Source organism: Streptomyces sp. NPDC014870 (assembly GCF_043081505.1).
Classification (GTDB): domain Bacteria; phylum Actinomycetota; class Actinomycetes; order Streptomycetales; family Streptomycetaceae; genus Streptomyces.
Genome location: NZ_JBIBWQ010000013.1, coordinates 185566 through 200363, shown reverse-complemented (window position 1 = coordinate 200363; position 14798 = coordinate 185566). Strand labels below are relative to the sequence as shown.

At 73.2% G+C, this 14798-nt stretch carries 10 protein-coding genes; 4 read left to right on the top strand and 6 right to left on the bottom strand.

Going from position 1 to position 14798, the window contains the following annotated elements; all coding sequences use genetic code 11:
* Positions 1–145: 145 nt before the first annotated feature.
* The 4 genes from ACF09C_RS32810 to ACF09C_RS32795 all read right to left on the bottom strand — a co-directional run bounded on the left by ACF09C_RS32810 (position 146) and on the right by ACF09C_RS32795 (position 5335).
* Entirely contained in the window at positions 146–1378 is a 1233-nt protein-coding gene (locus ACF09C_RS32810) for a VWA domain-containing protein (RefSeq protein ID WP_392096777.1), read from the bottom strand.
* Positions 1375–3648 (bottom strand): DUF5682 family protein, encoded by a 2274-nt coding sequence (locus ACF09C_RS32805; RefSeq protein WP_392096776.1) that lies wholly within the window; start codon positions 3646–3648, stop codon positions 1375–1377. Before ACF09C_RS32805 ends, ACF09C_RS32810 begins: the two co-directional genes overlap by 4 nt.
* Complete coding sequence (locus ACF09C_RS32800; protein WP_392096775.1) at positions 3645–4814, bottom strand: AAA family ATPase; 1170 nt, start codon at positions 4812–4814, stop codon at positions 3645–3647. The genes ACF09C_RS32805 and ACF09C_RS32800 overlap by 4 nt, the downstream gene beginning before the upstream one ends.
* Positions 4815–4924: 110 nt before the next feature.
* Positions 4925–5335 carry a hypothetical protein gene (locus tag ACF09C_RS32795; protein WP_392096774.1) on the bottom strand — a complete coding sequence of 137 codons (411 nt, stop codon included), beginning with the start codon at positions 5333–5335 and terminating at the stop codon, positions 4925–4927.
* A 168-nt stretch (positions 5336–5503) separates the two neighbouring features.
* Here ACF09C_RS32795 and ACF09C_RS32790 point away from each other — a divergent pair, with 168 nt between their 5' ends.
* Positions 5504–6871, top strand: coding sequence for an SWIM zinc finger family protein (locus ACF09C_RS32790; protein ID WP_392096773.1), 1368 nt, complete (start codon positions 5504–5506; stop codon positions 6869–6871).
* A gap of 11 nt (positions 6872–6882) precedes the next feature.
* Positions 6883–8532 carry a DUF5691 domain-containing protein gene (locus ACF09C_RS32785; protein WP_392096771.1) on the top strand — a complete coding sequence of 550 codons (1650 nt, stop codon included), beginning with the start codon at positions 6883–6885 and terminating at the stop codon, positions 8530–8532.
* 164 nt (positions 8533–8696) lie between these two features.
* Here the strand turns inward: ACF09C_RS32785 and ACF09C_RS32780 are convergent, their stop codons facing one another.
* Entirely contained in the window at positions 8697–9104 is a 408-nt protein-coding gene (locus tag ACF09C_RS32780; protein WP_361969006.1) for a cobalamin B12-binding domain-containing protein, read from the bottom strand.
* Between the two features lie 295 nt (positions 9105–9399).
* Between ACF09C_RS32780 and ACF09C_RS32775 the strand changes: the two genes are divergently transcribed.
* The gene (locus tag ACF09C_RS32775; RefSeq protein ID WP_392096769.1) at positions 9400–10197 is read left to right on the top strand and encodes an esterase/lipase family protein; all 798 of its coding nucleotides are present in this window, start codon (positions 9400–9402) and stop codon (positions 10195–10197) included.
* A gap of 288 nt (positions 10198–10485) precedes the next feature.
* Positions 10486–11973, top strand: a complete 1488-nt coding sequence (locus ACF09C_RS32770) for a M23 family metallopeptidase (protein WP_392096767.1) — start codon at positions 10486–10488, stop codon at positions 11971–11973.
* Between the two features lie 88 nt (positions 11974–12061).
* Here the strand turns inward: ACF09C_RS32770 and pcrA are convergent, their stop codons facing one another.
* Positions 12062–14521, bottom strand: coding sequence for a DNA helicase PcrA (gene pcrA, locus ACF09C_RS32765; protein ID WP_392096765.1), 2460 nt, complete (start codon positions 14519–14521; stop codon positions 12062–12064).
* Between the last annotated feature and the right edge of the window lie 277 nt (positions 14522–14798).

Below are 14798 nucleotides of genomic sequence, written 5' to 3'. Positions count from 1 at the left end.
CAGGTGGGAACAGGGCTCCGAGGGCCTCACGACCCGCCCGGCCCAGATGTGAGCGCCCGTGCGGCCGAGGTGTGATATGGGCCTCAGTGCTTCCGGACACACCCGCTCGGGTGGTGCCGGGGCTGCGGATTCCTGACCGGCGGGGCTACGGATTCCGCACCGCCCGGTCCCCCTCCGGCACGGGCAGCGGGCGCTTCTCGATCGCGGCCGCCATCACCTCGGGGAAGAGGTCCGGGGTGCAGGCGAAGGCCGGCGCCCCGAGCGCCGCGAGCGCGGCCGCGTGCTCCCGGTCGTAGGCGGGGGCGCCCTCGTCGGAGAGCGCGAGCAGGGCGACGAACTGCACCCCGGAGGCCTTCATGGCGGCGACCCGCTTCAGCATCTCGTCGCGGATGCCTCCTTCGTAGAGGTCGCTGATGAGGACGACGACGGTCTCGGCGGGCCGGGTGATCTGCGACTGGCAGTACGCGAGGGCGCGGTTGATGTCCGTGCCGCCGCCGAGCTGGGTGCCGAACAGGACGTCGACGGGGTCGTCGAGCTGGTCCGTGAGGTCGACGACTGCGGTGTCGAAGACGACGAGCCGGGTGTTGATCGCCCGCATGGAGGCGAGGACCGCGCCGAACACGGAGGCGTAGACGACGGAGGCCGCCATGGAGCCGGACTGGTCGATGCAGAGGACGACGTCCTTCTTGACCGACTGGGCGGCGCGGCCGTAGCCGATGAGGCGCTCGGGGACGACCGTGCGGTACTCGGGCAGGTAGTTCTTGAGGTTGGCCCGGATGGTCCGGTCCCAGTCGATGTCCCGGTGGCGGGGGCGGTTGATCCGGGCGGAGCGGTCGAGCGCGCCGGTGAGCGTGGCCCGGGTGCGGGTGGCGAGGCGCTTCTCCAGGTCGTCGACGACCTTGCGGACGACCGCGCGGGCGGTCTCCTTGGTCGTCTCGGGCATCGCCTTGTTGAGGGAGAGGAGCGTGCCGACGAGATGGACGTCGGCCTCGACGGCCCCCAGCATCTCGGGCTCCAGGAGCAGGGTGGAAAGACCCAGGCGGTCGATGGCGTCGCGCTGCATGACCTGGACGACGGAGCTGGGGAAGTACGTCCTGATGTCGCCGAGCCAGCGGGCCACGGAGGGCGCGGAGGCGCCGAGTCCGGCGGACCTCTCACGCCCGGCGCGGGTGTCGGGCCGCCCGTCGCCCCGTCCGTAGAGCGCGGTCAGGGCTCCGTCCATGGCGGCGTCCGTGCCGGTGAGCGTGTGGCCCGTGCCGTCGGCTTCGCCGCCGCCGAGGACCATGCGCCAGCGTCGCAGCCGTTCGTCGTGCCCGGCTCCGGTCACGGTCGTGTGCCCGGCTCCGGTCACGGTGCCGCCGGTCGTCGTCGCGGTCATCGGTCCACCCCCACGAGGTCGGTCTCTCCCAGGATCAGTTCGAGCACGGGCAGGACTCCGTCGGCCCGCGCCTCGTCGAGCGTGGCGGCGAAGCCGGGTGCCACGGCGTCCGTACGGCGCGCGGCGGAGGCGGACGGGCCGCGGGCGACCAGTTCGCCGAGGGTGCGGCGCACTCCTGGTTCGTACGCCGAGAAGGTGCGCCGCAACAGGGGCAGGACGTCGGTGAAGGCGTCCGCCGGCACGCCGGTCAGCCAGGTGTCGACGAGGGCGAGCAGCCGTTCGTCGTGGACGAGGAGCATGCCTCCGCCGGAGGCGCCGCCGACGAACCCCTCGATCCAGGCGGCGGCGTCGGCGGGCGGGTTGCCGGGCGACAGGGCGAGGCCCATGAGCCGCGCGGCCTCCTCGTCGTCGAGCCCGCCGTCGTCGAGGAGCAGCCGGGCGGCCCGGCCCCGGATGGTGCCGGGCACGCTGTCGCGGGCGGCGAGCCCGCGCAGGACGCCGGTCCACCGGGCGGCGGTGCCCGTGGAGTCGGGGAGCAGCGGGAGCGCGCCGTGGACGGCGTCGAGGTGGCCGCGCATCTCGGTGGCGGCGTCGGTGTCGAGGCCGGTGCAGGCGGGTGGCAGGCCGACGCAGATCCGCTCGGCGAGACCGGCCGCGACCTCGCCGAGCGCGGCGGTGTCGGTGGCCCGGACGTCTCCGTAGCGCAGCGAGCGGGCCAGCGCGGGCAGGGCCTGGGCGAGGTGGGCCACGTCGGTGTCGAGCGCGGCGCGGTCGGCGAGGGCGGTCATGACGACGGGGAGGGCGGCGCCGAGTCCGGCGAGCAGGCACTGCTCGGCGAGCGCGGTGACGTCCGCGAGCGCGGTCGCCTCCTGGGCGCGGGCCTCCGCCTTGGCGACGGCGGCGGACTCGACGGTGGTGCCCCAGACCCCGGCTTCGGCGACCCTGACGTGCAGTTCGGGCCGCCAGTGCAGCTGCCAGGTCTCGCGGAAGGTGCCGGTGCTGCCGCGTCCCGCGACGGGCGTGCCCCAGGTGACGGAGAGCAGGCGCAGACGGTGGAGGAGGCGGCTGCGGGCGGCGTCGTTCTCCTTGCGCAGGTCGAGTTCGAGCTCCCGCTCCTGGGCCTCCGGCTTGAGACGCAGGCTCTTCTGGAGCCGGGCGAGGTCGCGCTGGAGGGGTACGGCGGGGGCGTCGTCGGGGACCTCGCCGAGGACGTCGCCGACGACGAGGCGGTCGCGCACGAGGTCGAGCGGGACGTCGGAGCCGTCGCACATCACGGCGCGGACGGCGTCGGTGGTCTCGCCGAGCCCGGCCAGCGGCCGGCCGCGCATGGCCGCGAGGGTCTCGGCGAGGCGGACGGCCTCGATGACGTGGGCGGAGGAGACGAAGGTGTCCTCCGCTCTGAGGAGTCCGGCGACCTTGGTCATCCAGCGCTCGATCGGGCGGTCGGGCGCGGCGAAGAGGTGGCCGTACCAGCCGGGTGAGTCGATGCCGGCGCCGTAGCCTGAGCGGCGGGCGAGGCGGCGGTGGGTCCAGGGCACCCACGTCGTCTCGGTCTTCACCTTGGGCAGCCCCTTGAGCAGGGCGCGGTCGGCGGTGGCGGTCGTCGCGCGGGTCAGCGCGGGCACGTGCCAGGCGCCGCAGACGACGGCCACCTCGTCGTCGCCGAACTCCTTGCGCGCGGCGCGGATCTGCAGCCGCATGTACGCCTCGCGGACCAGGTCGCGGGCGTGGCCGCCGTGGCCGTGCGCCTCGCGCAGGGCGCCCATGGCGTCGGCGAGGGCCTCGAAGGGGGCGACGGGGTCGGCGGCACCGCGCAGCTCGACCGCGTCCTCCCACCAGCGCTCGGGGTCGTCGTGGCCGGCGGCCCGCGCGAGTTCGGCGAGCGGGTCGACGCGCGTGTCGTGGTCGGCCTCGTCGCCCTCGCCGTCGCCCCAGGTGGGGTCGGTGGCGGCGAGGGTGTGGGCGGCGGGCAGGTCGATGAAGCGGACGGCGGCGCCGTGGCCGAGGGCCCAGCGGATCGCCACCCACTCGGGCGAGAACGCGGCGAAGGGCCAGAAGGCGGCGCGCCCCGGGTCGTCCACGGCGTGCGCGAGCAGCGCGACCGGCGGCCGCATCGCGTCGTCGCCGGCGAGCGCGAGGATCCCGTCGGCCTCGGGCGGTCCCTCGATCAGCACGGCGGCGGGCCGGCGTGTCTCCAGTGCCCCGAGCACGGCCCGCGCGGACCCGGGGCCGTGGTGCCGCACCCCGAGGAGCAGGGGCCCCGACGTCATGCGCTCACCTCGCGGCAGGCGCGGTAGAAGTCCTTCCAGCCGTCTCTTTCCCGGACGACCGTCTCCAGGTACTCCTGCCAGATGACGCGGTCCGCCGCCGGGTCGCGGACGACCGCGCCGAGGATGCCGGCGGCGACGTCGGCGGAGCGCAGGACGCCGTCGCCGAAGTGGGCGGAGAGCGCGAGGCCGCCGGTGACGACGGAGATCGCCTCGGCCGTGGACAGCGTCCCCGAAGGGGACTTGAGCTTCGTACGGCCGTCGGTGGTCACCCCGTCGCGCAGCTCGCGGAAGACGGTGACGACCCGTCGGATCTCCTCGACGCCCTCCGGCACGGCCGGCAGGTCGAGCGAGCGGCCGATCTGGTCGACGCGGCGCGCGACGATGTCGACCTCCGCCTCGGGCGTGGCGGGCAGCGGCAGCACGACCGTGTTGAAGCGGCGGCGCAGCGCGCTGGAGAGGTCGTTGACCCCGCGGTCGCGGTCGTTGGCGGTGGCGATGAGGTTGAAGCCGCGAACCGCCTGGACCTCCTGCCCCAGCTCCGGCACGGGCAGGGTCTTCTCGGACAGGATCGTGATGAGCGTGTCCTGCACGTCGGCGGGGATGCGGGTGAGTTCCTCGACGCGGGCGGTCATCCCTTCGGACATGGCGCGCATGACGGGGCTGGGCACGAGCGCGTCCCGGCTGGGGCCGTGGGCGAGCAGCCGGGCGTAGTTCCAGCCGTAGCGGATCGCCTCCTCGGGCGTACCGGCCGTGCCCTGCACGAGCAGGGTCGAGTCGCCGCTGACGGCGGCGGCCAGGTGCTCGGACACCCAGGTCTTGGCGGTGCCGGGGACACCGAGCAGCAGCAGCGCCCGGTCGGTGGCGAGCGTGGTGACGGCGACCTCGACGATCCGGCGCGGGCCGACGTATTTCGGTGTGATCACTGTGCCGTCGGGGAGCGTCCCGCCGAGGAGATAGGTGGCGACGGCCCACGGCGACAACTGCCAACGGGCGGGCCGGGGCCGGTCGTCGGCGGCTGCGAGCGCCTTGAGTTCGTCGGCGAAGGCGTGTTCGGCGTGCGGCCGCAGGGCCTCGGACCCGAGGTCCGCGACGGGCGACTCGGCGCCCGTCGCGGTGTCGGTTCCGGCACCGGGGACGGCGTTCGCGATGGTTTCGGACACGGTCATGGATCCCCCTCCAGATCGTTCGACCTGATGTGGGATCCACCGTGCACCATGCCACTGACAGTCGGCCGTCGCCGCAGGTCAGCGGCGAACTCCCCCGATGTGTACGGGTGTCAGCCGGCGATCGGGGAGACCGCGACGCAGCCGCCGGCCATCGCCTCCTGGCCCTTGGCCTCCTTGATGACCTTGCCCTCGTGGATGACCTTGCAGGTGAGGTCCGACGGGTCGAGCGCGATCGGCATGACGGCCGGCGGCATGATGCCCTTCAGCGTCACGGTCTTCTTCCACGGCGTGGTCGGCTTCGTCTCCTTCTCCAGCTTCGGCTCCATGGCCGTGCCGCTGCCGCCGTGGTAGTCGATCGACTCGATGCCCTTGCCGGTGACCTCGTAGGTGACCTCGAAGGTCTCGTTGACGGCCTTGTCGACCTGGTCGGCGGCCTTGTCCGCGGCCGCGCAGGCGCCGAGGCCGAACGCCAGGCCGGTGACGGCGAGCGTCGTGACGGCGGTGCGGATGGTGCGGTTCATCGGTGGTTCCCCCAGCGGAGTCTGTGATCGGGCCACGGCAGACAATCGTAAAGAGCAGGCAAAGTCAAATGGTTCCGGCGCGGTCGTGTCGCGGCCGGCTCGATCCCGGCCGGGGCCGGAAAGGGCAGGTCAGATCCGTTGTCAGTGGCGCCCCCTACCGTCGGGGGCATGGACACACAGGGGGTGCGCTGGACGGCGGATCAGGTGCTGGCACTGGCTCCTGACGACGCCTCGCGCAAGGCGGGAAGCAAGCTCGGCACGGCCGGGCCGTGGTCCGGTACGGGCACGGGCGGCGAGGGGGCCGTCTGGGGGCTGTGCCGGGGCAGCGGCAGCAAGCCGTACCGCACGGTCGTCGACACCACGGGCCCGGCGTACGCGTGCAGTTGCCCCAGCCGGAAGTTCCCGTGCAAGCACGCGCTGGGGCTCCTGCTGCTCTGGGCGGGGGACGCGGACGCCTTCGCCCCGGGCGCCGACGTGCCCGACTGGGCGGAGACCTGGCTGACGGGTCGGCGCGAGCGCGCCGCCGCCCGCGCCCGCGGCGCGGAGGGGACGGGACCGGCCGCCACCGCCGATCCCGAGGCCGCCCGGCGCAGGTCCGAGCGCCGCGCGGCCCGGATCACCTCGGGCGCCGAGGAGTTGGAGCAGCGCCTGGCCGACCTGCTGCGCGGCGGCCTGGCCTCGGCGGAGCAGACCGGGTACGCCCTCTGGGAGGAGACGGCGGCCCGGATGGTCGACGCCCAGGCTCCCGGACTCGCGGGCCGGGTCAGGGAGTTGGGGGCGATACCGGGTTCGGGGCCCGGCTGGCCGGTCCGGCTCCTGGAGGAGTGCGCGCTGACGCATCTGCTCGACCGGGCCTGGCTCTCCGTCGACCGGCTCCCCGACCCGCTCGCCGCGACCGTACGGACCCGGGTGGGCCTGACCGCGCCCGCCGATGGCCCCTCGGTGCGGGACCACTGGCTGGTCCTCGCCCAGTACGACACGGGGGACGGCAAGCTGACGACCCGCCGGATCTGGCTGCACGGCCGGGCCACCGGGCGCACGGCGCTGCTCCTCTCCTTCGGTGCGGCCGGCCGCGCGCCCCAACTGGCCCTGCCGGTGGGCACGGTCGTCGACGCGGCGCTCGTTCCGCACGCGGGTGCGGGGGCGCTCCGCGCGGACCTGGGCGAGCAGTTCGCCGCGCCCTCCCCGCTGGCGGCCCCGCCCCGGGGCGGCACGGTCGGCGACGCGCTCACGGCCTACGGCCACGCCCTGCGCGAGGATCCCTGGCTCGACTCCTGGCCCGTGACGCTCTCCGACGTCGTCCCGATACCGACGGAACACGGCTGGCAGCTCGCCGACGCCTCGCCCGGCCCGGACGCCCCGGGCGAGGCGCTGCCGCTGAGCGGTGCCGCGCTCGGGCGGCCCGGCCTGTGGCGGCTCGCCGCACTCTCCGGGGGCGGCCCGGTGACCGTCTTCGGCGAGTGCGGGCACCGCGGGTTCAGACCGCTCGCCGCCTGGTCGGCCGACGCCCCGGGCGAGACGGTCCCGCTCCACTGAACCCTTTCCCTATGACCCCCGACCGGCACGACGGCCTGGAGGCCTCCATGGACGCCTGGGAAGAACTCGTCACTTCGGCGCTGCTCGGCACGGACCGCCGACCGCCCGCGCTCTCCGTGGCGAGGGCAGCCGACGGCGGCGCGCCCGTCGCCCTGCTCGACGCCGCCGCGCTGCACACCGTGCGCCGCAGGGCGGGCCTGCGGCCCGGCCCCGCCGCCCCGGCGCCAGAGCCCGCGCCCGAGGACCACCGCAGACCGCTGCCCGAGGCCGCCCGCCACCGGCTCGGCATGCTCCTCGCGGGCCGCGCCGCACCCACCCCGTCAGGAGGCCGGCGCGGCGCCGCACCCGACCTGGCCGAACTGCTCCCCCAGTGGCTCGCCGCCGCCAACGAACACGGCTACCGGGCACCGGCGTCCGCGCTGCCCGCCCTCCTCGACGCCGCCCGCGCGCGGACGGACCTGCGGCCCCAGGCGCTCGCCCTCGCCGGGCCGCGCGGCCTGTGGCTGGCCGGGCTCAACCCGGACTGGAAGTTCGCCCTCCGCGGGGCGGCGAGCGGCGCCGCCCTCCCCGACCCCGCCGACGGCGAGGCGGTTCGGGCCCTGTGGGAGGAGGGCCTGTTCGCCGAGCGGGTCGCGCTGCTCGCCGCCGTACGGGCCGAGGACCCGGCGGCCGCGCTGTCGCTGCTGCGCGGCGGCTGGGCGGCGGAGCGGGCGGAGGACCGGCTGATGTTCCTCGACTCGCTGCGGGCCGGGCTCTCCGACGCGGACGAGGAGTTCCTGGAGGAGGCCCTGTCCGACCGGAGCCGTAACGTCCGCTCGACCGCCGCCGAACTGCTCGCCGCGCTGCCGGGCTCGGCGCTCGCCGGCCGGATGGCGGACCGGGCGACGTCCTGCGTGTCCCTCGACCGTACGGACGGGGGCGCGACGATCGTGGTCGAGGCACCGCACGAGTGCGACGCCGGAATGCAGCGGGACGGCGTCGTCGCCACCCCGCCGGCGGGCCGGGGCGAGCGGTCCTGGTGGCTGGGCAAGCTCGTCGACTCGGCGCCGCTGTCGTGCTGGCGGGAGCGGTTCGGCGGGCGCTCGCCCGAGGAGATCGTGGCGCTGCCCGTCGCGGACGACTGGGCGGGCGAGTTGCACGCGGCGTGGTGCCGCGCGGCGGTCCGCCAGCGGGACGCCGACTGGTCCCGGGCGCTGCTCGGCTCCCCGGCGACCCCACCGGCGACCGGCCCCGGCACGTCGTCCCTGGCGGAACGGGCACAGCTGCTGTCGACGCTCCCCGACGGGGAACGGGCCCGCTGGGTCGCCTCGTTCATCGCGGCGCACGGCCTGTCGGAGGCCTTCCAGCTCCTCGGCGTCTGCACGGTGCCCTGGCCGGAGCCTCTGGGCGGGGCGGTGATCGACGCCCTCGACATCGCCCGCGACGCGGGCAGCTACCCCTGGAGCTTCAGCGGCGTGATGGGCCTCGCGGAACGCTGCCTGTCCCCGGACGCGGCTCCCCAACTGGAGTCCCTGACCGCCCTCACCACAGAACCGGAAGACGCCTCCCCAGGCGCCGGAGGCTACTGGTCGGAGGCGTTCCAGCGCCTGGTCTCCACGTTGCGCCTGAGATCGCAGATGATGACGGAGCTGTCCCCCGGGCCGAACTGCCCCGGAGCCTGACCGGGCGCGCGGTCCGGGACGGGCACACGGACCGGAGTGGGCGCGCGGTCCGGAGCGGGCGCACGGTCCGAGCGAGCACCGTCGGACGGCGCCCGGCACGGACGGTGCCGGGCACACAGCGGGGGCACACAGCGGAAGCGGCCGTTCGAAACCGCTCCGCGGCCTTACGCGGCGACGCGGACGTTCGCGTTGACCCAGTCGACGATGGACGTCGTCGTCGCGCCCGGGGTGAAGATCTCCGCCACGCCCTTCTCCTTCAGCGGGGCGATGTCCGCCTCCGGGATGATCCCGCCGCCGAAGACCTTGATGTCCTCCGCGTCGCGCTCCTTCAGCAGCTCCAGGACCTTCACGAAGAGCGTGTTGTGCGCGCCCGAGAGAATGGACAGGCCGATCGCGTCGGCGTCCTCCTGGATCGCGGTGTCCACGATCTGCTCGGGCGTCTGGTGCAGCCCCGTGTAGATGACCTCCATGCCGGCGTCGCGCAGCGCCCGCGCGATCACCTTGGCCCCGCGATCGTGGCCGTCGAGACCCGGCTTGGCCACCACCACGCGGATCGGACCGGTCACACCCATCTCTGCCTCCACATGCGACCCCCGCGCTTCATTGCCGGGGAGGTGAACGAACGTTATCGCCAGCATCCCGCACCCCGCCGTTTCGCGGAGGACTCCGAGGGGGAAATCACACGTGGGACATGTTCGCTCTGCGCCAGACCCTCCCGGGCCCTCCTCCTGGGCCCACCAGCCGCAAAGGGTCGTGCGCAAGGGAGCCGCTACGGGGTAGCCGTATGTCCGGGCCGCAGCCGCCGGTCCGGACGTACGGCGCACCGCACTGCCGTTCGGCGCCCGCGTGCCGTTCGGGAGGCCGCCGATGGAGCTCACCAGGCTCACCAAGGTCACCACCGCGCTCAAGGCCAACGCCCTCGAGCTGGCGATTCTCACCGGCCATCTGCTCCTCTACCCCTCCGGGATCGTCGCCGAGCGCCCCGAGGCCGACCCCGCCACCGAGGACGGCGGGGGCCAGAGGACCGGTACCGGGCGGCCCGTCGTCCTCCTCCATGGCTTCGCCGACAACCGCTCCGTCTTCGTTCTGCTCCGCCGTTCCCTGGTACGCCACGGCCGTCACCCGGTCGAGTCGTTCAACTACTCTCCGCTCACCTGCGACCTGCGCGCCGCCGCCGAACTCCTCGGCCGCCACGTCGAGGCGCTCTGCGCCCGCACCGGGCACGACGAGGTCGACATCGTGGGCCACAGCCTGGGCGGCCTCATCGCCCGTCACTACGTACAGCGCCTGGGCGGTGACACGCGGGTGCGCACACTCGTCATGCTCGGCACCCCGCACTCCGGCACCACCGCCGCCCCCTGGGCCGGCGCCCACCCACTGGTGCGCCAGATGCGCCCCGGCTCGGACGTGCTCCGGGAGCTCGCCGAGCCCGCCCCGGGCTGCCGGACGCGCTGCGTCAGCTTCTGGAGCGACCTGGACCAGGTGATGGTCCCGGTGGAGACCGCCCGGCTCGACCACCCGGACCTCCGGGTCCACAACATCAGGGTCAGCGGCATCGGGCATCTCGCCCTGCCGGTGCACCCGACCATCGCGGCGGGGATCCGCGAGGCGCTCGACGCCGACGACACGGAAGCCACCGAATCCGGAGCCGCCTCCGTGGCCTGAGCCGGCCCCGGCCCACCCCCTGCCCCCACCCCGCGCCCGTGGCTCTCGCGACCCTTGACGACCCGCCAGAAGGTGTCTGTTCTTCGAACGTTCCTCGAACACAGGGCCAAGGCTCTTCCCCGAGGCCGCCGAAACACGGCCGATTGCCCGTTTCCTGTGGAACCAAAACCCTCGGAAGATTGTCGCCTGCGTATACCGCCGGGTACAGTCGCGCCACTGCTTTAACCCGGGACACCCTCATCAGGCCCGCCCCGGACTGGCCCTGCCGCCGAGGCGAGAGAGAAGTTGGTGAACGACCAGCACCCCCACGCCGGGTACGTCGGAGACGACGCCCACAGCACCGGCAGCTTCACCACCGACCCGCTCTTCGGCGCCCTCCCGGGCGGCTACGACGCCGGTCACAGCGGCCAGTACGACAGCACCCAGTGGACCGGCACGCAGCAGTGGGACACCACCGCATACGCCACCACGACCGTTCCGTACGACACCACCGGTCAGTACGACTCCGTCCAGTACGACACCACCGGCCAGTGGGACGCCTCCGCCTGGAACGAGGCCCAGCAGACCGGCCAGTACCAGACCGCGCACTTCACCTCGTACGACACCACGGGCCAGTGGACGACCCCCTCCTTCGAGACGGGGACCTACGACGCCACCGCCTGGAACCAGGCCGATCCCGTCGTTCCGCAGCAGTACACCCCCGCGTACGAGTACGTCCCCGAGCAGCCCGCCGCGTACGAAGAGGCCACGTACGAAGAAGCCACGTACGAGGACGTCACCTACGAGGACGTCACCTACGAGGACGTCTCGTACGCGGAGACCTCGTACGAGACCGAAGCCTCGTACGAGCAGGAATACACGCAGGACTACGCGCAGGATCAGGATTACGAGCAGGACTACGCGTACGAGGCCGTCGCCGACGACGACCCGGCCGTCGAGACCCTCACGGAGTCTCCGGCCGCACCCGCGCCGGCCGCCGCGCCCTCCGCCGCCGGCCGACCGGTGCGCCGCTCCTCCGGTGGCAGCCGAGGCCGCCGCCGTACGCCCGCCAAACGCTCCGCGCTGCTGACCGTCGCCGTCCCGTCCGCCTGCGTCATGGGCGTCGCCGGGATCGCCGCCGCCTCGGTCGGCGGACTGACGGATCCGAGCGCCGGAACGAAGGACGACACGACGGCGCTCGCCGCCGCCGACCCCGCCTCCGTGAAGCCGGTCGCCGCCAACAACAAGCTGGACACCCAGCTCGCCGCGCTGAGCGCCGACGCCCGCGACTTCGGCGACCGCGCCAGCCGCACCCAGGAGCGCATCGACCTCAAGGCCCGCCAGGAGGCGGAGCGGAAGAAGCGCGAGGAGGAGGCGGCCCGCAAGGAGGCGCTGCGTCCCAAGTTCGCGCTGCCCGTGAAGCTGCACCGGCTGAGCGCCCAGTACGGCCAGGCCGGCGTCAACTGGATGTCCGTGCACACCGGCATCGACTTCCCCGTCCAGTACGGCACGAAGGTCATGGCCGCCACCGACGGCACCGTCCGCACCCAGTACAACAGCGCCTACGGCAACATGGCGATCGTGACCGCCCCGGACGGCACCGAGACCTGGTACTGCCACCTGAGCAGCACCAAGATCCGCTCGGGCAAGGTCCAGGCCGGCGATGTCATCGCGTACTCGGGCAACTCGGGCAACTCCACCGGTCCGCACCTGCACTTCGAGGTCCGCCCGGGCGGCGGCGCGGCGATCGACCCCGAGGCCTGGCTGCGCAGCCACGGTCTCAACCCGACCGGCTGACGTCCGACGGCCGACGGCCGACACATCCGTAGCACCAGGGGAGAGGGCCCCGGCCGAAGCCGGGGCCCTCTCCCCTGCTCTGTGGGTCCTACAGCTTCTCGACCGGCGCGTACCGCAGCAGCAGCCGCTTCGGCTTCTCGTCGCCGAAGTCGATGGTCGCCTGCGCGTCGGAACCGGCGCCCGTGACCTGCATGACGGTGCCGAGGCCGAACTGGTCGTGCGTGACCCGGTCGCCGACCTGGAGGGTGATGACCGGCTTGTCGCTGGTCCGGCGGGTGGCGAAGCCCGAGGGGCCCGAGCGCGCGCGGGAGGAGGAGAGCGAGGAGGCGATCCCCGAGGTCGGCCCGGCGGGCTTGACCATGGGACCGGTCCGCTTCCACTCCAGATACGTCGGCGGGATCTCCTCCAGGAAACGCGACGCCGGGTTGTACGAGGGCTGGCCCCAGGCGCTGCGCATGGAGGACCGCGTCAGATACAGCCGCTCGCGGGCGCGCGTGATGCCCACGTACGCGAGCCGCCGCTCCTCCTCCAGTTCCTTGGCCTGGCCGAGCGCGCGCATGTGCGGGAAGACGCCGTCCTCCATGCCGGTCAGGAACACGACGGGGAACTCGAGGCCCTTGGCGGTGTGCAGGGTCATCAGCGTGATGACGCCCGAGCCCTCCTCGTCCTCGTCGGGGATCTGGTCGGAGTCGGCGACGAGCGCGACCTTCTCCAGGAACTCGGCCAGCGTGCCGGTCCCCTCCTCGCCGCGCTCCTGCTCGAACTCCAGGGCCACGGCGGCCAGTTCCTGCAGGTTCTCGATGCGGGTCTCGTCCTGCGGGTCGGTGGACGCCTGCAGCTCGGCGAGGTAGCCGGTCCGCTCCAGTACGGCTTCGAGGACGACGGCCGGGCCCGCACCGGAGTCGACGATCGTACGGAGCTCCTCCATGAGGGTGTTGAAGCGCTTGACGGCGTTCGCGGAGCGCGCCGCCATGCCGTACGCCTCGTCGACCCGCTTCAGGGCCTGCGGGAAGGTGATCTTCTCGCGGAGGGAGAGTGCGTCGATCATCGCCTCGGCGCGCTCGCCGATGCCGCGCTTGGGCACGTTCAGAATCCGGCGCAGCGGGACGTTGTCCTCGGGGTTGGCGAGGACGCGCAGATAGGCGAGGACGTCGCGGACCTCCTTGCGCTCGTAGAAGCGCACGCCGCCGACGACCTTGTAGGGCAGGCCGACGCGGATGAAGATCTCTTCGAAGACACGGGACTGGGCGTTCGTCCGGTAGAAGACGGCGACGTCGCCGGCCTTCGCGTCTCCGGTGTCGGTGAGCCGGTCGATCTCGTCGGCGACGAACTGGGCCTCGTCGTGCTCGGTGTCGGCCACGTAGCCGGTGATCTGCGCGCCCGCGCCCGCGTTCGTCCACAGGTTCTTGGGGCGGCGGGACTCGTTGCGCTCGATGACGGCGTTGGCGGCGGAGAGGATCGTCTGCGTGGAGCGGTAGTTCTGCTCCAGGAGGATCGTCGTCGCGTTCGGGTAGTCCTCCTCGAACTGGAGGATGTTGCGGATGGTCGCGCCGCGGAAGGCGTAGATCGACTGGTCCGCGTCGCCGACGACGCACAGCTCGGCCGGGTCCAGGTCGTCGTAGCCGGTGCCGACCAGTTCCCGTACGAGGGTGTACTGCGCGTGGTTGGTGTCCTGGTACTCGTCGACGAGGACGTGGCGGAAGCGGCGGCGGTAGTGCTCGGCGACGTCGGGGAACGCCTGGAGCAGGTGGACCGTCGTCATGATGATGTCGTCGAAGTCCAGGGCGTTGGCCTCGCGCAGCCGCGCCTGGTACATCCGGTACGCCTCGGCGAGCGTCTTCTCGAAGCCGTCGGCGGCCTGGTCGGCGAAGGTCTCCTCGTCGATCAGCTCGTTCTTCAGGTTCGAGATCTTGGCGTTGAAGGACTTCGGCGGGAACTTCTTCGGGTCGAGGTCCAGGTCGCGGCAGACCAGCGCCATCAGGCGCTTGGAGTCGGCGGCGTCGTAGATCGAGAAGGAGGACGTGAAGCCGAGCCGCTTGCTCTCGCGGCGCAGGATGCGGACGCACGCGCTGTGGAAGGTCATGACCCACATGGCGTTGGCGCGCGGGCCGACGAGCTGCTCGACGCGCTCCTTCATCTCGCCGGCGGCCTTGTTGGTGAAGGTGATCGCCAGTATCTGGCCGGGGTGGACGTGCCGGGTGGCCAGGAGGTGGGCGATGCGGTGCGTCAGCACCCGGGTCTTGCCGGATCCCGCGCCCGCGACGATGAGCAGCGGGGAGCCGGTGTGGACGACGGCGGCGCGCTGCTGTTCGTTCAGCCCTTCCAGGAGCGCGGCGGCGTCCACGACGGGGCGGGTGGCTCCGTCGCGGTAGTGGGCGTCGCGGGTCGGCGGCGCGTCGAAGTGCCCCCCGAAGAGGTCGTGCGGGACCTCCTCCACGGCCGGGGCGCCGTGGGGGTGGTGCTCGTCGTCCTCGGGCGGGGGCGGGGGCTCCTCCGAGGAGTGGTTCTGGAGGCTCGCCAGGAAGCTGTCGTCAAAGAGGCTGCTCATCGCCTATCGAGTCTAGGCCGCCGCACCGACAGCCCGCTGCCACCTTCGTAAGGAGCCAGCAGTCGCCTGCCGAAGAAGGTCGCCGCCGCCTCCTCATCAGCCTGCAGCCGCCTTCCGGAGAAGCCAGCCGCTGCCGCCCATCAGCCTGCAGCCGCCTTCCGGAGAAGCCCGCCGCCGTCCCCTCAACAGCCTGCCGCTGCCTCCCGCAGGTAGCCCGCGGCCACCGCCCGAAGTGACCCGCATCTTACGGAGGGTGATAGTCCGCTTCAGGTCACGA

Coding starts and splice junctions, on each gene's coding strand:
- ACF09C_RS32780 (WP_361969006.1), bottom strand. CDS start 9,104: ATGGGTGTGACCGGTCCGATCCGCGTGGTGGTGGCCAAGCCGGGTCTC.
- ACF09C_RS32785 (WP_392096771.1), top strand. CDS start 6,883: ATGACCCCCGACCGGCACGACGGCCTGGAGGCCTCCATGGACGCCTGG.
- ACF09C_RS32775 (WP_392096769.1), top strand. CDS start 9,400: ATGGAGCTCACCAGGCTCACCAAGGTCACCACCGCGCTCAAGGCCAAC.
- ACF09C_RS32810 (WP_392096777.1), bottom strand. CDS start 1,378: ATGACCGCGACGACGACCGGCGGCACCGTGACCGGAGCCGGGCACACG.
- ACF09C_RS32805 (WP_392096776.1), bottom strand. CDS start 3,648: ATGACGTCGGGGCCCCTGCTCCTCGGGGTGCGGCACCACGGCCCCGGG.
- ACF09C_RS32795 (WP_392096774.1), bottom strand. CDS start 5,335: ATGAACCGCACCATCCGCACCGCCGTCACGACGCTCGCCGTCACCGGC.
- ACF09C_RS32790 (WP_392096773.1), top strand. CDS start 5,504: ATGGACACACAGGGGGTGCGCTGGACGGCGGATCAGGTGCTGGCACTG.
- ACF09C_RS32800 (WP_392096775.1), bottom strand. CDS start 4,814: ATGACCGTGTCCGAAACCATCGCGAACGCCGTCCCCGGTGCCGGAACC.
- pcrA (WP_392096765.1), bottom strand. CDS start 14,521: ATGAGCAGCCTCTTTGACGACAGCTTCCTGGCGAGCCTCCAGAACCAC.